This window comes from Aureibaculum marinum (assembly GCF_003813905.1).
GTDB classification, from domain to species: Bacteria; Bacteroidota; Bacteroidia; order Flavobacteriales; family Flavobacteriaceae; genus Aureibaculum; species Aureibaculum marinum.
In genome coordinates, this window is the sequence record NZ_RPFJ01000011.1 from 181104 (window position 1) to 201730 (window position 20627).

19 protein-coding genes are annotated in these 20627 nt (G+C 30.4%); 9 read left to right on the plus strand and 10 right to left on the minus strand.

Features of this window, described 5'->3' with window-relative positions:
- Window position 1 precedes the first annotated feature (1 nt).
- Together EGM88_RS09325 and EGM88_RS09330 are read right to left on the minus strand one after the other, a co-directional pair.
- Complete coding sequence (locus EGM88_RS09325; protein ID WP_123897821.1) at window positions 2-2008, minus strand: DUF5689 domain-containing protein; 2007 nt, start codon at window positions 2006-2008, stop codon at window positions 2-4.
- Between the two features lie 23 nt (window positions 2009-2031).
- Complete coding sequence (locus EGM88_RS09330) at window positions 2032-4776, minus strand: carboxypeptidase-like regulatory domain-containing protein (protein WP_123897823.1); 2745 nt, start codon at window positions 4774-4776, stop codon at window positions 2032-2034.
- A 159-nt stretch (window positions 4777-4935) separates the two neighbouring features.
- Here EGM88_RS09330 and EGM88_RS09335 point away from each other — a divergent pair, with 159 nt between their 5' ends.
- Both EGM88_RS09335 and EGM88_RS09340 read left to right on the plus strand, forming a co-directional pair.
- Entirely contained in the window at window positions 4936-5859 is a 924-nt protein-coding gene (locus EGM88_RS09335) for a DUF6845 domain-containing protein (protein WP_123897825.1), read from the plus strand.
- A 112-nt stretch (window positions 5860-5971) separates the two neighbouring features.
- Window positions 5972-6781, plus strand: coding sequence for a ribonuclease E inhibitor RraB (locus EGM88_RS09340; RefSeq protein WP_123897827.1), 810 nt, complete (start codon window positions 5972-5974; stop codon window positions 6779-6781).
- Between the two features lie 119 nt (window positions 6782-6900).
- On the opposite strand, the gene radA is transcribed toward EGM88_RS09340, so the two are convergent.
- The 5 genes from radA to kbl all read right to left on the minus strand — a co-directional run bounded on the left by radA (window position 6901) and on the right by kbl (window position 11401).
- Entirely contained in the window at window positions 6901-8256 is a 1356-nt protein-coding gene (radA, locus tag EGM88_RS09345) for a DNA repair protein RadA (RefSeq protein WP_123897829.1), read from the minus strand.
- Between the two features lie 2 nt (window positions 8257-8258).
- Window positions 8259-8846: a hypothetical protein gene (locus EGM88_RS15925; RefSeq protein WP_203229450.1), complete on the minus strand. Its 588-nt coding sequence runs from the start codon at window positions 8844-8846 to the stop codon at window positions 8259-8261.
- The gene (locus tag EGM88_RS09355) at window positions 8843-9622 is read right to left on the minus strand and encodes a UDP-2,3-diacylglucosamine diphosphatase (protein WP_162497562.1); all 780 of its coding nucleotides are present in this window, start codon (window positions 9620-9622) and stop codon (window positions 8843-8845) included. The genes EGM88_RS15925 and EGM88_RS09355 overlap by 4 nt, the downstream gene beginning before the upstream one ends.
- A 59-nt stretch (window positions 9623-9681) precedes the next feature.
- Complete coding sequence (locus tag EGM88_RS09360) at window positions 9682-10134, minus strand: 6-pyruvoyl trahydropterin synthase family protein (RefSeq protein ID WP_123897831.1); 453 nt, start codon at window positions 10132-10134, stop codon at window positions 9682-9684.
- Between the two features lie 70 nt (window positions 10135-10204).
- Window positions 10205-11401 carry a glycine C-acetyltransferase gene (kbl, locus tag EGM88_RS09365; protein ID WP_123897833.1) on the minus strand — a complete coding sequence of 399 codons (1197 nt, stop codon included), beginning with the start codon at window positions 11399-11401 and terminating at the stop codon, window positions 10205-10207.
- Window positions 11402-11532: 131 nt separating this feature from the next.
- On the opposite strand from kbl, the gene EGM88_RS09370 reads away from it, so the two are divergent.
- From EGM88_RS09370 to EGM88_RS09390, 5 genes are all read left to right on the plus strand, one after another.
- Window positions 11533-11820, plus strand: a complete 288-nt coding sequence (locus EGM88_RS09370; RefSeq protein WP_123897835.1) for a hypothetical protein — start codon at window positions 11533-11535, stop codon at window positions 11818-11820.
- 99 nt (window positions 11821-11919) lie between these two features.
- Window positions 11920-13512 carry a SulP family inorganic anion transporter gene (locus EGM88_RS09375; protein WP_123897836.1) on the plus strand — a complete coding sequence of 531 codons (1593 nt, stop codon included), beginning with the start codon at window positions 11920-11922 and terminating at the stop codon, window positions 13510-13512.
- An 11-nt stretch (window positions 13513-13523) separates the two neighbouring features.
- Complete coding sequence (locus EGM88_RS09380; RefSeq protein ID WP_123897837.1) at window positions 13524-14315, plus strand: universal stress protein; 792 nt, start codon at window positions 13524-13526, stop codon at window positions 14313-14315.
- A gap of 202 nt (window positions 14316-14517) precedes the next feature.
- On the plus strand, window positions 14518-15144 hold the full coding sequence (locus EGM88_RS09385; protein WP_123897839.1) for a carbonic anhydrase: 627 nt from the start codon (window positions 14518-14520) through the stop codon (window positions 15142-15144).
- A gap of 107 nt (window positions 15145-15251) precedes the next feature.
- Window positions 15252-15605, plus strand: coding sequence for a hypothetical protein (locus EGM88_RS09390; protein WP_123897841.1), 354 nt, complete (start codon window positions 15252-15254; stop codon window positions 15603-15605).
- A gap of 22 nt (window positions 15606-15627) precedes the next feature.
- On the opposite strand, the gene dprA is transcribed toward EGM88_RS09390, so the two are convergent.
- Window positions 15628-16731 carry a DNA-processing protein DprA gene (gene dprA / locus EGM88_RS09395; RefSeq protein ID WP_123897843.1) on the minus strand — a complete coding sequence of 368 codons (1104 nt, stop codon included), beginning with the start codon at window positions 16729-16731 and terminating at the stop codon, window positions 15628-15630.
- Window positions 16732-16887: 156 nt separating this feature from the next.
- Here dprA and EGM88_RS09400 point away from each other — a divergent pair, with 156 nt between their 5' ends.
- Together EGM88_RS09400 and EGM88_RS09405 are read left to right on the plus strand one after the other, a co-directional pair.
- Entirely contained in the window at window positions 16888-17823 is a 936-nt protein-coding gene (locus tag EGM88_RS09400; RefSeq protein ID WP_123897845.1) for an HU domain-containing protein, read from the plus strand.
- A 240-nt stretch (window positions 17824-18063) separates the two neighbouring features.
- Entirely contained in the window at window positions 18064-18573 is a 510-nt protein-coding gene (locus EGM88_RS09405) for an acyl-CoA thioesterase (RefSeq protein ID WP_123897847.1), read from the plus strand.
- Here the strand turns inward: EGM88_RS09405 and EGM88_RS09410 are convergent.
- The gene (locus EGM88_RS09410) at window positions 18570-19781 is read right to left on the minus strand and encodes a murein hydrolase activator EnvC family protein (RefSeq protein ID WP_123897849.1); all 1212 of its coding nucleotides are present in this window, start codon (window positions 19779-19781) and stop codon (window positions 18570-18572) included. The genes EGM88_RS09405 and EGM88_RS09410 overlap by 4 nt on opposite strands.
- Before the next feature lie 71 nt (window positions 19782-19852).
- Complete coding sequence (locus EGM88_RS09415; protein WP_162497563.1) at window positions 19853-20626, minus strand: DUF4292 domain-containing protein; 774 nt, start codon at window positions 20624-20626, stop codon at window positions 19853-19855.
- Window position 20627 lies beyond the last annotated feature (1 nt).

Here is a 20627-nt window from a genome sequence, read left to right on the forward strand (position 1 = left end):
ATTACCTCACTCCAGGCGTAAAATCTTCGGGTGCATTTTGTGGTAATTTGGTTGTGCCTGCTGCTCCTGTATCATTCCAGATTTGCCATTCAGAAATTGTGTAAACAGGATTTCCTTCTGTAACTGAAGTATTACGTAAGGCCCTACCATCTTCAAACTCATGGTCAGTACCTGAACCATCAAAACCGATAACTCCGAAAATATCGATGACAGTTCCGTTAGGGTCAACCAATGTAATGTTGTCATCACCATTTGAGCCTGCTGGGCCAGTGCTGGTACCATCCATATCAGGAGCAAAACCATACGTGGCTTCAAACTCTACATCATTTACCGCTATTACAAATGCTTGTCCAACAGCAAGTGTAATTCCAGTTAAATCCATAGAAGAAGATACGGTTTCGCTATCGTTAGTATATCTGTTAAGCGTCCATGCTGTAAGATCAATAGGTTTAGAATCTGCATTATAAATTTCTATAAAACGAGCATTGGCATTATTATCAGGGTCTGCTATTTCAGAAATAAAAACCTTATTGGTAATATCTCCTGTTGGTACACATCTAGTAGTCGTCATATCAATGGTTCCTTCCAAGTTTTTAAGTAGTAAAACTGGGTCTGTATATGTTGAGGCTATACCTATAATTTTTCCATTACCAGTAGGGTATTCTTCATTAGCAAACGTAGCTGTTGAAACGGTTAAAACCTCTACGGTTTTTTTACAATCGGTTATGGGAATACTGCCTTTGTATGTGCCTTCTTCTTCTTCAAACTGTACATTGTCTATGCTTATCAATTGAGCTTCGTAATTACCTGTATTAAGGTCTTCAATGTTAATGGGGGTTGGTGTTGGTAAAGTAACATTATCCGCTACAAAAAGTACGTGTTTGTATTGGGTAATATTTGCTTGTAACAAGCCTCTTAAACTACCCAAAACAACATCTTTTAAATTGATTTTTACTTGATAGCCACTTCGTAATGAACCTGTGGAAGAGAATCGCAATGCGATAGCTCCTGATTCATCTTGAATAAATGCATTGCGATCTGACATATTGTTTTGATCAATTCCTGACATGGTAATAACACCCTCAATATAAATATCATCGGTAATTTTAGAATCTGTACCCGTAAATAATGCCCTTACATCTGCAATAGTTACTTTTGTGCCACTAATACTTTCTGCAAAGCCAATTCTTTTTCTGTCATTGTTTAATTGTACATCTTCAATACTTCTTATTAAAATTTGATAGGTGTTGCTAAATTTGGTTAAAACACCTCTAATGGTACCATTTCCGCTTGGAACTTCTGTAGTTCCAAAATTAGCAAAAGCACTGGTTCTAAATGAAATGGATGCTGTTGAAATGTCTTCAATTAAATAATTTGTACCTCCACCAGAATCTGTATTGGTATCGTATAATGTTTTGCCTAATGCGGCATCTTCAAATTGAACATCTTTTAGTTCTATTAACGTGTTAAGATGGGCATCCGTAATTTCACTCAATGTTATTTTATTTACAAGTTGTTCTTCATCAACAACATCGCAAGTTTTTACCAACACATTTTTAAAGTTTGTAGCCGTAATTTTACCGATAGATTCTTCTTTGGTCCGTTCATCAACATATAAATTACCAATTTCTAAGCTCTCAAAATTTAATTGAGTAAAGGTGTTTTTTAGGTTTATAGATACTTTTCTGCCAGGATTAAAAATGGTGTATAAATCGGGTACATCAACAGGAATACTAAAACCACGACTACCGTCTAGTGTCTGAAAATGCAATTCGTTATAGAAATTACCCGATTGGTCGTTAGAAGTTACATAAGCCTCAATAACATCAGCTTCTGTGTATTGTGTGGTACTACTTGTTGTTAAATTATATATTTCTTCAACAGTTTTTGTGGGTGTTAAAACAGATTCAACACAATCGATGGTATTTGGGATATTATAGTCATCATCTTGTACACATGAAACAAGTGCGAGGAAGATGAAAAAAACATATTTATGGATGGTTTTCATTTTTAATAGTTTTAACTGTGGTGTTATTCATCAATTTTTACTAAATGATTATTCTTAGTTTTTTTAAAACTTAAAGCAAGATTTATAAAATAGGTTCGTCCGAAACCATACCAATATTTTGGACCAAAGTTTCTTTGTGCAGAACCATTGGCTGTATCTGCTACTAAAGAAGCATAATTTGCGGTTCGTGATTGTTCATAGCCACCAGAGATATAGTTTACATCAAATAAATTATGAATACTAGCTACTAATTTTAGATTGATATTTTTGTACTGCCATAACTTTCCGCCAGATAAATTAATGATTGAATAGCTACTAAATATTTCTTGTTTTAATAAGGTTCTTGCAAGGTCAAAATCAATATCCTGATAAGGCTGACCAAAGTCATTAGGGTTATTAAAAAAGGCATCTGTTCGTGTTATTGCAGAGATATCTAAGTACCCATTTGAAAAATAATTTGCTGAAGCATTAAGCCACCAATTATGTGTATTCTTATAAAACAAACCAATAGAAAAGGCCTGTTGCGGACCATTAGCTACTTTATAATTTTTTAGATAGGTTTCACCTAAATCTATAAAACCTGTATTGTTTATTTGATCTTCACTAAGTCCGGCGGTATCAAAATTAACACCTACATTGGCATTGTTTGTATAGGTGTGTTGTCCTAATGCCGCTACTACGGAACTGCTAAAATTGGAGTTGATTTCATACTCCAATCCTAATTCTAAACCCAAGTGACGTTTGTCAATGCCTGAAATTACTTCTTGAAAAAAATCGGCTCCTGTACCTATTTCAGCAAAAAAGGAGTTAACCGTGGTTCCATCTTTAAAATCGGTAAAATAACCTGTTAGTCGAGATTGTAATTTTGGACTTTTAATAAGATACGATACATCTGCGGAGGTAACTTTCTCTGATATCAAATCAGGAACAAGAGCATTGTTTTCTCTAATATTTATAAATGAATTTTGAATGGTTGGTGCTTTGGTTAAGTAAGCCGTGTTAATTTCAAAATAATGGTTTGAAATAAATTGATAGTTAAGGCCAGCTTTAAAAGCATAGTCATTAAAAGTTAAGGTTTTACTTTTACCTAATGAATTATTTTCGTATGCTTGGTTTAAAAACAAGCCTTTTCGCTGAAACTCATTTTTGGAGTAGTTGGCGGCAATAAAAAATTCGGTTTTCTCAGTTTTGTATTGCAATTGCGTAAATGCAGTAACTTGATATGCCTGTAAATCAAAATTGTATTTGATTTTATCATTTAAACCCTTGTTTTCTTTACCTAACATGTCATTTTTGGAAGGATTACCCTCAATAAGGGTAAATGGATTTACATCGACATAAAATTGTCCTCCTAAAAGATCTTTTGGTAGGGCATAATTATTAGAATTGCTGTTTTTAAATGAAAGTCCCACATCTAAATTTAGTTTGTCATTTAATTTCTTATTTAATATAGTGTTTACCGTAAAAACAGCATCTTTTTTTACATTGTCGTATATCAAATATCGAGCAGATCCTCCATCTGAAATATTAGCTGTGTTTAAATTGGTTTCGTATAAATTTAACCAATCAATTTGCGGATTTTCACTAATTTCAGGTAAATATTTCCAATAATTTGGATACGGATTAGGAGCATCTGTATAATCTAATCGACTATTTTTTTGATCAATATATTGATAGGAAATATTTGTAGAAAATACAGATTTGTCATTCTTAAACTGGTAGCCAAGCATAAAAATGGGAGCTTTAAATGTTGAAATACTAGAATTTCGTTTTTCATCTTCTTGCCACCCCCAATACGGATTGTATTTGCTACCAAATTCATTAAAAGTACGTTCGGTTATGGCCGTATTTTGTCCTTTTCTGCTTGGAGCGTAAATTGCAGTAGCATTAATACTATGAGTCTTATTTATAATATATGATAATGTACCAAAAAGACTAAAAGCATCGTATAAAGTTGCGTTGACATAACCTTCACTCCCCCAACGTCTCGATGCTGATATACTGTATGCCAATCCGTTTTTTTGTAGACCAGAGTTGTAGGTTGCCATGGTGTTACCAACATAATTTTTATTAGAAAAGGAACTTGAAATGCGTAGGCCTTCTCTCATTTTAGTAGCGTCAGTTGTTATTAATGTTATGCCAGATAACTCTCCAAAGTTTTGTGAAGAATAGGTAAGCCCAATGGTAGATTCTCTATTTCTAGTAATATCATTTAATCCACTAAATGTATTCCAAAGTGGTCTATTATTATATAGGTTGGTTATGTCTAAGCCATTTAATAGTATTTTTGATTGACTAGCATCATAACCTCTGAAGCTGAAAAACGTGGGACTAAAATCAAAACCAACCCGTTGTAAAAAAATATCCTTTGCTGCTGTGTAATACGTTTGGTTATTTTCATAACTATTTTCATCAAGCCAAATTAGTTGGTCCGAATTGTCAAATACAATATCGTTAGGATAGAGGTAAATGGTACCTAAATCAAGTATTTCACCTTCTTTTATTGAAATAGGATAATTTTGTAAGTCATAATTTTCTTTAAAAAGTTCAATAATATAATCTCCACTAGGAACTTTTAGTAATGTAAATTGGCCATTAATATCAGTAAGAGTAATGTTGTTTAACTCTTTCATTGTAACAGAAACATTTAGTAATGGTTTTTGATTTTCGTAATCAAAAATTACTCCTTTTATTGAGCCTGTTTCTTGAGAAAAAACGCAAATAGAGGTAAATAGATAAAGAGTAAGTGTTAGCAAAAATCTAGTCATATCCCGTATTAAAAGATTTATAAGTTACACTTTTTTTAACAAATGTTCTTAAATTGTTGTTTTGTTGTTTGTATTTATGTTAAAATATTTTCAATTTTTTACCTAAAATGTTTTTTTAAAAAATTAAATTGTCCACTTTTAATCTTTAAAAACATATTTATGAAATTTAAAATTGTATTTGTAATGGCAGCACTAATAGTAGTAAGCTGTGGAAAATTAGGTGATAAAGCCAGTAGTGCGTTAGATGCTGTAAGTGATTTGGGTTCAGGTGGAGCCAACAATGTTATAGCTTATAACAATGCCTTGGTCGATTATATGAATGATGCAGGTGATAAAATTACAAGAGCGAGTGATGATTATGAAGAAATGAGCAATATGGTAACTCAAAAGAAAAAACCGAATCTATTTTTGGCACATGCCTTTATTGGTTCAGTTCCTGATATTAACAAAGAGAGAGATGGTATTTATTTATTAGAACCTGGTAATAATTTACCTTCTGAGGTGAAAGAAGAGCTAACAAATAGTGTAAAAGCGACTTCAGAAGCATTTGAAAACACACATGATGCATATAAGAAGTTTAAAGCATATTACGATAGTGAAGATTTTAAGGATGATGATTGGGCAAAGGGAGCAGAGTATCTGGAGGTTATAAAAACTAACATTATGGCCTTTTATGAAAAACGTTCAGAAGCATATTCAATCTTAAAACCTATTGCTAATGAAGCAGAAATTGAATTATTAAAAGACCATCCTCTTAGTGAGAGTATAATTGCATCAAAAACAGATTTAGCTGTTGCCGAGGCAATTAGAGATATTGTTTATGCTGAAGAAATTAACATGGAGATGTTGAAATTAAAATATGATCAATTAGAAGCTAATTATGCTAAACATAAAGATTTAACTCCTGAATTATTAGAAGAGCATAATAAATCAATTTTTTACAAAAACTATTACCAAGAAGTTGAAGAGTTTTTAGGCGACGTTAGAAAGAGTAAAAGAGATGGAAAAATAACAGATAATGAAGCAGAAACTATTGGTAGAGCTTATCAAAGTTTAATTACTTATTACAACAGGTTTGTATAATTATTATAATATCGTTTCTATTAATCCTGCATCGTATTTTATACTTTGCAGGATTTTTATTTTAATGAGGCATTATTTTTGATAATTAAAATGTTTTATAGACCTTTATTTTATGATTAAGACTTTTTTACTTCCTATTGTATTTAGTTTAAGTTTTTTTGTAACTAATGCCCAAGATGATTGGGGGAGTTATGTAATAGAGAAAGAAAAGGGAATTATGGCAATTACCCTTAATTATAGATATGCATTAACTAAACCCAACTATAAGAATTTAGTTTTAGTTGGAAAAAGAACAAACAAGTGTTATAAAAATGGAGCACCTAACGCTCAAGGGTTGGAAGAAATTTATAATTTTTCAGATGCTGTAGCTAATGAACTTAATAAGTTATCTAAAAAGAATAGATTGGTAGGTATTGTTACTTATTTATGCTCTGGTTTTGATGCTTATTATATAAAAGATACTACAAATGTTAGACAGAAAATAGACTCTCTATACCAAAAAAAATTTTCTAATTCGAAAAACTATCTAGTTATAAAAAGAGATAAACGATGGGATTATTTTAAAGAGGTATTGTATCCAAAAGATGATTCTGAAAACTTTTTTATGAGTCAAGATTTATTAAATCAGATGTATTTTGAAGGTGCAGATCTTTCCATAAAGAGAAAAATTAAACATTACTTTTATTTTAAAAAAGACAAAAACAGGCAATCATTTTTAGATAAAATTAAAACTGTTGATTTTAAGGTAGATTCTTTAAACTTTAAAAAGGAAAATAATTTTCCTTATGAGTTGCAAATACATCGTGAAAATGAATTGTATCCTACTTTTATGGCAGAGTTAACAAAAGTACTGAGCACATTTGCATTAATTAATAAAGGGTATTACGATGGTTGGGGAATAGAACCTGAAAGTATTGAATAGTTTATTTGTAATAGACTTTTTATTTTTTTATATATTGAAAAACAGTTGTTTAGAGTTTGTAAAATACCGTGCAGTATTTTTTTTGAAATATAAATAGTTAAAAATTTCGTTTGTTTTTATTAAAATAGTTGCTTATAAACATCTTCAATTTTAGAAACTAATACAATTTCAATAGTATATTTTTTTTGTGGAATTTTATTAAACTTAGAAACCATAATTTTTTGAAATCCTAGCTTTTCTGCTTCCAAAATTCTTTGATCAACTCGGTTTACTGGTCTAATTTCTCCTGCTAAGCCAACTTCAGCAGCAAAACAATAATCTTGTGGAATGGGTTCGTCTTCGTTGGAAGATAGAATAGATGCAACAACAGCCAAATCAATAGCAGGATCATCTACTGAAATACCACCTGCTATGTTTAAAAATACATCTTTTGCTCCAAGACGAAAACCTGCTCTTTTTTCTAATACTGCCAAAATCATATTTAACCTTTTGGTATTATACCCCGTTGTAGATCGTTGAGGTGTTCCATAAACAGCAGTGCTTACTAAGGCTTGAACTTCTATCATTAATGGTCGCATGCCTTCTAGAGTAGCTCCTATAGCTGTTCCGCTTAAAGTTTCATCCTTTTCTGAAATTAATATTTCTGAAGGGTTTTCAACTTCTCGTAATCCTGAGCCAAGCATTTCGTAAATACCGAGTTCCGCAGTAGAACCAAAACGATTTTTTTGAGCTCTTAAAATTCTGTAAGTATGATTTCTATCACCTTCAAATTGTAAAACTACATCAACCATGTGTTCTAAAATTTTAGGTCCTGCAATAGTCCCTTCTTTGGTAATATGCCCAATTAAAATAACTGGTGTTGCCGTTTCTTTGGCAAATTTTATAAGTTCTGCCGTAGTTTCACGTATTTGAGAAATACTACCAGGAGATGCTTCTATAGAATCAGTGTGTAAGGTTTGTATGGAATCAATAACAACCAAATCTGGTAGGGTTTCTTCTATGCTTTTAAAAATATTTTGGGTTTTGGTTTCTGTTAAAATTAAACAGTCTGTGTTTATATTTTCAAGTCTTTCAGCACGCATTTTAATCTGTGATTGACTTTCTTCTCCAGAAACATAAAGTACTTTTTTATGAATACTTAAAGATACTTGTAAAATTAAAGTAGATTTTCCTATACCAGGTTCACCACCTAAAAGAGTCATGGAACCTCTTACAAGACCACCACCTAAAACCCTATTTAGTTCATTGTTTTGAGTATCAATTCTATCTTCTTCATTAATAGCAATTTCATTAATTTTTAAAGGCTTGGTTACCTTTTTAACTGATGATGATTGTTTCCAAGCTCTTTTCTCTTCTTTTTGAATTACTTCTTCAACAATGGTGTTCCATTCATTACAAGCATTACATTTACCTACCCATTTAGCATATTGTGTACCGCAGTTTTGACAGAAATATGTTGTTTTTGTTTTAGCCATTGTTAATTTGTGTTGACTGAAGATAATTCTATTTCTTTTACCATAGAACTTATTGGAATTACTTTTACTTTATCACCTATAAGTAAAAAGAGTGTTTCTTTAGTTTTACCTATAAAAAGTCCTTTTAGAATTTCATTATCAGAAAATTTTACACTTATTAGATGTTGATTTTTTATTTTTCCTTTCGAATAATATCCGTAATAAACAGCTGATAAAAATAAATATCCAATAAATAAAATAGCAAAAGAAGTAATCCTAAAATTGGTGAACCATTTCTTTTTATCCATACCAAAATTCGATTTTGTGTAAAATTTGGGAAATTTGTTTTTCATCCAAATATCAATTTTATAAATAATAAAAGGAATTATAGTTGATATTACCGCAAAAAATAAAATTTGAGGATCCGCAAAAGGTGCAATTATAAAGTCAAAAACATCAGCATAATCAAAAATATTTATACCGAACTCTTTATATTTATGATAGTTAAACAGCATACCGATGCCAACAGCAAGAATATAGGCAATGGTAATTACGGTTTGTATTTCCCTTATCACTGCTTCATAAACATCCTTTATTAATCCTTCTTTCATTTAGGTTCTATTTTAATTTCATTTTTCTTCAATTCAACATCCTTTCCATCAAAAACACCATAGGTAAAATGACTAATCCAATCACCTAAATTAATGTATGTACTATTTTTTCCAACTTCAATTTCCATAGGTAAATGACGATGTCCAAATATAAAATAATCGTAGTGTTTTGTTTCTAATTTTCGTTTACAATATTGAGCCAACCATTCATTTTCTTCTCCTAAGAATTTAGCATCTTCATCTCCAGAAATCATTTTATTTTTTGTAGATAAATATACGCCTAAACGCATGCCAATATCTGGATGTAGCCAACGGTATAACCATTTTGAAATAGGGTTGGTAAATACTTTTTTCATTCGTTTATAGCCTTTGTCACCTGGTCCTAAGCCATCTCCATGACCAATTAAAAATATTTTTTTATTGATGGTAAATTCTTTAGGACTGTGATATACTGGAATGTCTAATTCTTTTTCAAAATAATCATCCATCCATAAATCATGATTGCCTACAAAAAAATAAATAGGTATGCCACTGTCTTTAATTTCGGCTAGTTTACCTAGTACACGCACAAATCCTTTGGGAACTACTTTTTTATATTCAAACCAAAAATCGAATAAATCACCCAATAAAAAGATCGCTTCTGCATCTTTTTTGACTGTGTTTAACCATTTTATAAAATTTTTTTCACGTACTAAACTATCCTTGTGGTTAGGCAAACCCAAATGTTGATCTGAGGCGAAGTATATTTTTTTATTTTTAGAAAGGGTGATGTTCATTAAAGTAATTTGACTTCAAAATTAAGGAAATTTTTACCACGGTGGTTATTGAGGTAATTCTAAGACTGATCTGAAGCAAACCATTCTGCATATGAATTATTTGTTTCGTGTAATTTTATTGAATGTAACTTAACTGAAGTTGGAAGTTTTTTACTGATTTTATTCGCAAAATCAATAATCATATTTTCACTTGTAGGCTGGTAATCAACTAAAATGACTTTAGAAGAATGACTTTCAATTTTAGAAGCTAATTCTTTATGAGGTGAACTTGCATTTAATACAGTGGCATGGTCAAAAATATCGATTATTTCTGACTTTACAATTTTTTTTAAATCACCAAAGTCAAGAACCATTCCGTTTTTTACATGTGATGCATCATTAATTGGAGTTCCAATAATGGTAACATACAATTGATAACTATGTCCGTGAATATTTTTGCATTTGCCGTCATAGCCATAGAGGGCATGTGCGGTTTCAAAATCGAAATGCTTGGTAATTCTAATCAAACTCATGAGGCAAAGTTATTCAATTCTATTATCATTTCTGCATAAGTGCTCTTATGCAGAAATGATAATCAATTTATTATTTAATTACATTTAACGCTTTACCTACTTTGGTAAATGCAGTAATTGCTTTATCTAAATGTTCTTTATTATGTGCGGCAGAAAGTTGAACTCTAATTCTAGCTTTTCCTTTAGGTACTACAGGGTAAAAGAAACCGATAACATAAATACCTTCTTCTAGTAAAGCGTTTGCCATGTCTTGAGATAGCTTGGCATCGTATAACATAACGGGTACAATAGCGGCATCAGCACCAACAAGGTCAAAACCTGCGGCTTCCATTCCTTTACGGAAATAATTAGTATTCCACTCTAATTTATCACGTAAAGAAGTATCATTTTCTAATAAATCAAAAACTTTTAAAGAGGCTCCAACAATTGCAGGAGCTAAAGAGTTTGAAAATAAATAAGGTCTAGAGCGTTGTCTTAATATTTCAATAATTTCTTTTTTAGCAGTTGTATATCCTCCCATTGCTCCACCCAATGCTTTTCCTAAGGTTCCTGTAACAATATCAACACGTTTTAATACATCTTTAAGTTCTAAAGTGCCTCTTCCTGTTTTACCTATAAATCCGACAGCATGACATTCGTCTACCATAACCATAGCATCATATTTGTCTGCTAAATCACATATTTTATCAAGACTGGCAACAATTCCGTCCATAGAAAATACACCATCTGTTACAATAATTTTAAAACGAGATCCAGCTTCGTTAGCTTCTTTTAATCTTGCTTCTAATTCTTCCATATTGTTGTTTTCATAACGGTAACGAGCCGCTTTACATAAACGAACGCCATCAATAATTGAAGCATGATTTAATGAGTCTGAAATAATAGCATCTTCTTTGGTCAATAAGGGTTCAAAAATACCACCATTTGCGTCAAAAGCAGCAGCGTATAAAATTGTATCTTCAAAACCATAAAATTTAGCAATACGTTGCTCTAACTCCTTATGAATATCTTGTGTACCACAAATAAAGCGAACAGAAGACATTCCGTAGCCATGCGTATCCATGGTATCTTTAGCAGCTTGAATGACTTCAGGATGATTTGAAAGACCTAAATAATTATTGGCACAAAAATTAATTACCTCTTGACCTGTTGATATTTTAATCACAGCATCTTGGGCAGAAGTTATTATTCTTTCTGATTTATAAAGGCCAGCTTCTTTTATTTCTTGAAGTTCTTTTTCTAAATGTTGTTTAATATTACCGTACATAGCGATGAAATTTTAATGTCAATAATACAAAGGTAATTTAATTCTAAGTAATTTTTTTGTAAATGGTCTAAAAACAGGTTGACGCATTATTCAAAAGTATTATATTTGTACTCCACAAACTTGGAATGTTGATGTCAAAAAACATTTTTTCAATTTTTTTGCTCGTAGTATTTGTTAATTTTATAGTTGCACCTACTATAATATCACTTGTAGATAGTGCAACTGATGTGTCTTCTGTTTTTAGTGTAAATGAAGAAGAAAAAAAAGAGAATAAAGAAGATGACACTAAAAATAAAGTATTCCATAGCGAAGAGAATGAAGGATCTGTCTTAAAATTCTCAAAATTACAAAAGCATCTTTATAGGATTTTAATTTCTAAATATTTTCCAAAGCTTCTATTGCAACCTCCACAACTTTAATAATTTTTTTAATAGAGAATTAGGACATTACTAGTCCGATGAAAAAATTATTAAATAATAGGTTTCAAATTTTAGTTGAAACCAAAATAATTCATTTTTATGTTTAAAACGATTAAAAGCGACTTGCCAGCAAGTGTCGTTGTTTTTTTTGTGGCATTACCATTATGTTTAGGTATTGCTTTAGCCAGTGGAGCCCCTCTCTTCTCTGGATTAATTGCTGGAATTGTAGGAGGAATTGTAGTAGGTGGTTTAAGTGGTTCTAAAGTGGGTGTTAGTGGTCCGGCAGCGGGTTTAGCAGCAATTGTATTGACTGCAATAGGTACTTTAGGAGGTTACGAAAATTTCTTAGTTGCAGTTGTTTTAGGAGGTCTTATTCAATTAATTTTTGGCGTTTTAAAAGCTGGGATTATTGGATATTATTTCCCTTCATCTGTGATAAAAGGAATGCTTACGGGTATTGGTATTATAATTATTTTAAAACAAATTCCTAATTTTTTTGGTTATGATGAAGAATCTGCATGGGATTTAGAATTTTTTGAGTTAGATGGAGGCAATACCTTCTCGGAGTTAATTAATGTAATAAGTAATATACAACCTGGAGCAGCATTAATAGGTTTTATTAGTTTGGTATTATTAATTCTTTGGGATAAGGTGTTGACTAAGAAATCTAAAGTATTTGAGATTATTCAAGGACCATTTGTAGTAGTTGTGTTAGGAATAGTGTTTTTTACTTTAACAAAAGAAAGTGAAGTATTTGCTATTGGAAGTACTCACATGGTAAGTGTTCCAATTCCTGAGGATATTAATTCATTTCTTGGTCAATTTAGTTTTCCAAACTTTTCTGCAATTACTAATCCAGAAGTTTGGGTAGTCGCATTTACTATTGCGTTAGTAGCAAGTTTAGAAACTTTATTGTGTGTTGAAGCTTCTGATAAGATTGACCCTGATAAAAATGTAACTCCTACAAATAGAGAATTATTAGCTCAAGGTACTGGTAATATTGTTTCTGGACTTATTGGAGGTTTACCTATTACTCAAGTAATTGTAAGAAGCTCCGCCAATATTCAATCTGGAGGTAAAAGTAAAATGTCAGCTATTTTACACGGATTTTTACTTTTAATATCTGTTATTCTTATTCCTAAATTACTCAATAAAATTCCTTTGTCAGTATTAGCAGCAATTTTATTAATTGTTGGTTATAAGTTGGCAAAACCTTCTTTATTTAAAAAAATGTATCAATTAGGTTGGAAACAGTCTGTACCATTTTTTGTTACAGTTCTAGGAATTGTTTTTACAGATTTATTGGTTGGTATTGGATTAGGTTTATTGGTTGGAATTATTGTTATACTATTAAAAAATTATCAAAACTCACATTTCCTTCATATTGAAGACAATAGTAATGGAAAGCATAGAATTAAGATGACCCTTGCAGAAGAAGTTACCTTTTTTAATAAAGGAGCTATTTTAAAAGAGTTAGATAGTTTACCAAGAGACACTTATTTTGAGTTTGATGTAACAAAAACCAGATATCTTGATTATGATATTATAGAAATTTTAGAAGATTTTGCATTTAAAGCTAAGGAACGGAATATTGATATTAAGCTAATCTCTAAACGTGGTGTGGTTGAAAATCCACCAAGTTTTATTGAGTTCTTTAAATTAAGACCTAAATCAAGTATAAGTTTAAGTTAAATTTGAAAATTATGAAAACTGATAAATATAAAATATTGGTACTTTCAGATTTAAAAAAAACTGCAAGTACAACTTTAGAAAGTAGTGTTAGTTTAGCAAATATGATTAATGCCGAGATAGAATTATTTTATGTAAAAAAACAGATAGAGATCGTAAAAGGAAGTAAGTCTTCTAAAAATAAAGCTATAAAAGAAGAGGATGAATCTATAAAAAAGAAAATTGAAACGTTAATTGATCCTATTTCAAGAGCTTATAATATTGCTATTAATTATAAATATTCCCAAGGTAAATTAAAAGTTGAAATACTTAAACGTATTAATGATTATAAACCAGATGTAATAGTTTTAGGACAACGAGATTCTAGCCCTCTTCAATTGATTGGAGATAGTGTAACACAGTTTGTTTTGAAAAAATTTAATGGTAATGTTTTAATTGCAGCAAATGAAAATGCATTAGTGCCTAATGAAAAAGTATCTTTAGGAGTTTTGGATGGGTCTTGTAAAATTTTTAAAACTAAATTTCATAAAGGTTTAATGGCTCATACAAAAACACCCTTAAAATCTTTTAAAGTTATTAAAACTCAAAATGAAGAACAAAGTGTACCTGTATCAAAAGAGGTGAAAACAGTAGAATATGTGTTTGAGAAAAACCCAAATACAATAACCACGCTTTCTTCATACCTGTTGAAAAGTAATATTAATTTACTGTGTGTAGATAGAGCTGAAAATAATTCAAAAAAGTTTGGTGAAATTTCATTAAGAGAAGTTGTAAACAAGTTAAAAGTATCACTATTGGTTTCGTAATAGAGATATAAAATAATTTTAATGTAATAGAAAAAATAAAAAAGGATTAGTTTCAAGGTAGTTTAATATTGTTTATAAAAAAGAAGAGAGCATTTATTCTGATTATAAGATTTATAAATTCAATAGAAATAATACCTTGAGAACACAATTTTAGTAAATTTGGTATGGCAACAGCTTACCATAAAACATTTAAAACAAAATTATGGATTTAAAAAATGTATTTAAAAATAATGAACAATGGATAAAAAATAAACTTGCTGTCGATGCAGATTATTTTGAAAAACTGGGAAAAGGACAGAACCCAGAATTATTATATATTGGCTGTTCTGATAGTAGGGTAACTGCCGAAGATTTAATGGGAGTAGGTCCTGGAGATGTTTTTGTACACAGAAACATTGCTAATATGGTTATTAGTATAGATTTAAATGTTATGTCGGTGGTTAATTATGCTGTTGACCATTTAAAAGTGAATCACGTTGTAGTTTGTGGGCATTATGCCTGTGGTGGTGTAAAAGCCGCTATGCAATCGGCTGATTTAGGTATTTTAAACCCATGGTTACGTAATATTCGTGATGTTTATCGTCTTCATAAAACAGAACTGAATGCTATTGAAAATGAAGAAAAAAAATATGATAGATTGGTTGAATTAAACGTACAAGAACAATGTATAAATTTAATTAAAACGGCAGCTGTACAAAAGGCATACAGAGATAGAGGATTAAAAGTACATGGTTGGGTATTTGATATTCATACAGGAAAGCTGATTGATTTAAAAATTGATTTCGATGCTATTTTGCATAACATTATGGAAATTTATCATTTGGATTAGATGTATTGTTAAATATATCTAAGATGATGGTAAAGAAAAAATAAAGTAGATAACACTAAAAATATTCCCGCGAAAGCGGGAATATTTAATAAATTAAAAATAAAAAAGTGTCAAGAGATATAGAATTAAAAGAAAAGTGGGAAATTTTAAGAACTAAAATTTCAAAGCAATTCGCAGATGGTGAAACTGTAGATTTAGATGCCATTATTTATTTAATAGGAGTTCAAGAATTAGGTCAAGGTTATCGTAAATTTAAAAAAGATGATAAAATAAATTTGATGCATATTGCTATTTGTAAGTTGTTAGAACCATTAGGCTACTATGAATTTGATTATTTCGATGATGATGGTTGGCCACATTATAAAGTTGTTGAGCAATTGCCCCATTTAAAACCTGGAGAACAATCAATATTAATGAAAGAAGCTGTGGTACAGTATTTTATTGAAAAAGGGGTGATTTAAATTTTACACGTTTTTATTAATTTTAAATGGCTTCAAAAATTTTTCCTGGTAGTGGCTTTATAACACCTTTAAGTTCTAAAGTCAATAGCAATGTTGCAATTTTAAATATTGGCAAATTACAATGTAAAGCAATAATATCCAATTGTTGCTTCCCTTCTTTGAGAAGGTAATTATATACTAGTTTTTCTGTATCGTTTAATTCAATAAATAACTGTTGTTGAATGGCTTTTTTCTTTTCGTTATCCTTTTCCCATCCTAAAATATAAGCAATATCTTTGGCAGATGTTAAAGAGGCAGCTTTATTAATTTTAATAAGTTGATTACACCCTTTGCTGTAAGTATCAGTAATTCTACCTGGTACAGCAAAAACATCTCTATTATAAGAGTTGGCAATATCTGCTGTAATTAACGAACCTCCTTTTTCTGCAGATTCAATTACAACTGTAGCTTGAGATAAACCCGCCACGATTCTATTCCGTTTTACAAAATTTTCTCTGTCAGGATTTGTACCTGACCAAAAATCAGTGAGTAATCCACCATTGGTTAGCATTTTATCTGCATATTTTTTGTGTAACGAAGGATAAATTCTGTCTAAACCATGAGCCAATACTCCAATTGTTTGCAAGTTGTACTCTAATGCTAATTTATGGGCATGAATGTCTACACCATATGCTAACCCACTTATTATAATAGGATTGTATTCTTTTAAGCTAAGCATTAAATCTTCTAATACAGATTTTCCGTAACTAGTCATTTGTCTGGTACCAACAATACTAATTGTTTTGTAGTTGTTTATGTCCATATTTCCTTTTTTAAAAAAAAGGATTGGAGCATCAAAACAATGTTTTAAATAATGAGGATAATCATCATCTTGAAAATAGGAAACCTGAATATTGTTTTTATCCATATATTCAATTTCTTCAGCTGCTTTTTCAAAGTAAGTTTTATCTCTTAAAGCATAAGTAATTGAAGTGCCAACTCCAGGAATTTTGACTAAAGTTTGTTTTTTTTCAGAGAAAACCCCAAGTGCACTTCCACAGTGAGCTATCAATTTTTTTGCCATGACATCACCTATACCATCAACACGGATTAAAGCAAGTAAATTTAATAGTTCTTCATTTTTCATGTATATCCTATCCTATTATTTAAGCAATATGCTTAGAGTAAAATTATAGTTTTCAAGATATAAACTTTTTTAATAAAAAGCGGTGTTAAACTTTATTAAGAATAAAGTTTTTTTTATTTTTGCGAAAGTAGTACTTAACCCCTAAATTTTATTCAACTGAAACTTAGTAATTACATAAGTGATTTATTATATCGTTACGAATGTGTAATTGTACCTGGATTTGGAGGCTTCGTAACCAATACAAAATCTGCTATTATTAGCCCTTATTCAAAAACTTTTTATCCACCACATAAACTTATTACGTTTAATAGTCATTTAAAAAATAATGATGGGTTATTGGCTAACTATATTGCTGCTGTAGATCAAGTGCCTTATGAGCATGCTCTTAATTTTATAAAATTTGAAGTTGGGCAATGGTATGATATTATTAAGCAAACAGATTTAACTTTAGATTCTATAGGTAAGTTTTCTTTAGATAGTAATAATACCATACTTTTTGAGCCACAAACAGAAATTAATTATTTAACAGAAGCTTTTGGTTTGTCTTCTTTTGTTTTGCCAGAGGTAAAAAGGGAAGTTTTACTTAAAGAAAGTGCTGCTGTAATAGAAAGGCCTGTTCAATTAAATACTAAAAGAAATAAGGAATCTAATGCCTTTTTAAAGTACGCAGCCATTTTTGTGATTGGGCTTTCTTTGTTAGGAGTTGGAGCTAATTCTATATATCAAAAGTATTTAACTGAACAACAAATTATTGCTACTAAAGAGGAGCAAAAGCAGATACAAACAAAAATTGAAAAGGCTACTTTTATTGTTTCTGAAGCGTTACCTTCAATTGGTGTTGAAGTTAGTTTAGATAAAAAACCTTATCATATTGTTGCGGGTGCATTTCGCTATCCAGAAAATGCACAACGTCTAGTAAATCAACTGATGGCTAACGGATATAAAGCTAAAATTTTAGGTGTTAATAAATGGGGATTAACCCAAGTGGCTTATGAGAGTTATACCGAAAAAAATGATGCCATAAATAGCCTTTATAGAATAAGAGAAACAGAATCTGATCAAGATGCTTGGTTGTTGATACAAGATTTGTAAAAAAAATTCCTTAATTGAATAAAACAGAATCAATCAATTCTTTTATTTGCAAATAAAATTATAGATAGTTTGTTTTCGCTTATAACTTTGTCTTCTTTAAGTGTTTTAAAATTAACTAAATCCCAAAATTATAGTATAATAAATTAGACTTTTCATTTTACTTATCTTTACCAACCAAAATAAATAGTACAAGTCTCCGTTAAACTACGGATGAGTAACTAATAAAGAAATTATCTTAAGATGGAAGCGAAAACCCCTAAGGAATCATTAACAATATTAACAGATATGGTTTTGCCAGGAGAAACCAATTCTTTACACAATTTGTTTGGTGGCGAATTATTGGCAAGGATGGATAGGGCATGTAGTATTGCAGCTCAAAGGCATTCAAAAAAAATAGTAGTTACTGCATCTGTAAATCATGTTGCTTTCAATAAAGCAGTGCCAGTAGGTAGTGTTGTTATTGTAGAAGCAAAGGTGTCAAGGGCTTTTAACTCTTCAATGGAAGTTTATGCCGATGTATGGACAGAAGATCAGGAAACTGGTGAAAAAACAAAAGTAAATGAAGGAATATATACTTTTGTTGCCGTAGATTTAACAGGTTCTCCGGTAAAAGTTCCAATGATTAAGCCCGAAACAGATTTAGAAATAGAGCGTTATAATGGTGCCTTACGCAGAAAACAATTAAGTTTAATATTATCTGGCAGAATGAAACCTGAAGAAGCGGATGAATTAAAAGCTCTTTTTAGTTAAATTAGCTTGCCAATCCAAGGTTCAGGATTAAGTTTTCGAGTTTCTTTAAATAGACTAAATATTAAAACTGTTTTGCCACTAACTGCGTCCGTATGAATTGTGCCTATTTCGTCTCCTGTATTAACGGTGTCGCCAAGTTTAAACATCACATCGTCTAAATTTGTATAAGCACTTATATAATTTCCATGTTGGATTAAAACCAATTTTTTTCTACCAGACTGCAACTGTATAGACATTACTTTTCCTTTAAAAATAGCTCTTGCCTTAGCTCCTTTTTCTGTAGCAATGTGTATGCCACTACTTTGAATAGTAATACCGGCCAATGTAGGGTGCGGCTGTGTACCATATTTTCTAATAACCAATCCTTTTTTTACGGGCCATGGTAATTTTCCTTTATTATCAACAAAATCACCGCTTAAGTTTTTTTCTTCTGGGGTTAAATGAAACCCTGAAGAAGCTTTTTTATTTGTACCTTTTTTAGATTTTGCTATGGCAGCAGCAATAAGCTTGTCTATTTGTTGTTCAATTTTACGTTCTTCCGCTTGTTTGCTTTTAATTTGAGCAATGTACTTTTTCTCTTTTGCTTTTACTTTACTCACTAGTTTTACTTGTGAATTTTTTTCGCGATCTATACTATCTTTTTGTTTTGTATGTAATGCTATTAGTTGTCTCTTTTCCTCTTCTTTAGTACGCAAAGAATCAGTTAACACGCTTAATTTATTAGCAGAAATTTTTATTTGTTCTCCTTGCTCTTTTTTATAATTTGCATATTGTTTTATATACTGTAAACGCTTGTAGGCTTGTAAAAAGCTTTCAGAAGAAAGTAAAAACATTAAACGGCTTTGTTTATTTTTACTCTTATAAGAATTAACTACCATGTTGGCATAATCCTTTTTTAACACCTCTAGTTTTTTCTCTAAGATGGCTATCTCTTTTTCATTTTTTGCAATAGCTTTTGAAAGAACTTTAGCTTCTTCATCAATAGTTCTAATTAATCGAGAACGAATACTTATTATTTTTGTTAAATCGTCAAGTTCTGACAATAAGGTCTCAGCCTCTTTTTTAGACTTAAATAAAAGGGTTTGTGTTTCTTTTATTTCCTTTTGTATTTCTTTCCTCTTTTTCTCTAATTGAGATTTAGTTTGACCAAAAGAGGTATACGTAAAGAAAATGGAGATAGCAATAAAAAAGACAACTCTTAAGTTCATGTTACAAAACTATCCTTTTTTAAGTAAATAACATTTCAGAATTAAAAAATATTTCAACAAAAATTATATGATTATTCTAATTCTATTTTTTCGTAATTTTTAGGTATTTCAAAAGGGAAACTAACAGCTTTATCAAATTCAACAGACTTGTAATCAACATCAATAGTTGAAGTATTCTTTAAATCTTTTGCTGTGATATGAATTTTTCTTGGAAAAAATTCGTTATCAATGGTTTCATAATCAGTGTAATTTATTACCAATGTATTGTTTTCTCCTTTTTGTTTGAGTTGTTGACTATTTAGTTTAAAGTTAATAGGGTTTATTAAAAAAAGAACATCAAATAAAGGATTATTTACTTTTGGTTTTAGTAAATAATTTTGATCAGTAGAAGTAATTTCAAAAGCTTCTTTTTTTAAATCTAATATACTTTGTCCAAGCAATAAATCTTGTACTTTTTGAAAGTTCAATTCTGTACCTAAAAAATTACTTAATAACGTAAAATCACCATCAAAATAGGTGCGGTTAATTTTTTCGTAAAAACTAACTCTTTCTGGAGTAATTAAAACTTTACCCACTGGAAAACCCAATTTGGTTAAACTAATCCAAATAGCTTTGTCTTTTTGTAGTCTTAAAGAGCCAGTTACACTTGGTAGGCTACTTTTCCCTTTATATTTTATTTTTAGTTTTGCATTAATAGATTTTTTATCGAATGAATTGATATAATGGTTTTTTATCACTTTTTTAGATGATAAGCCTAAGTTTCCATCTTCATTTATCACTTTTGTAGTTTTACATGCCGAAAAAGATATAATAACAAGTGTGATTATGGCTATTTTTTTTAACATT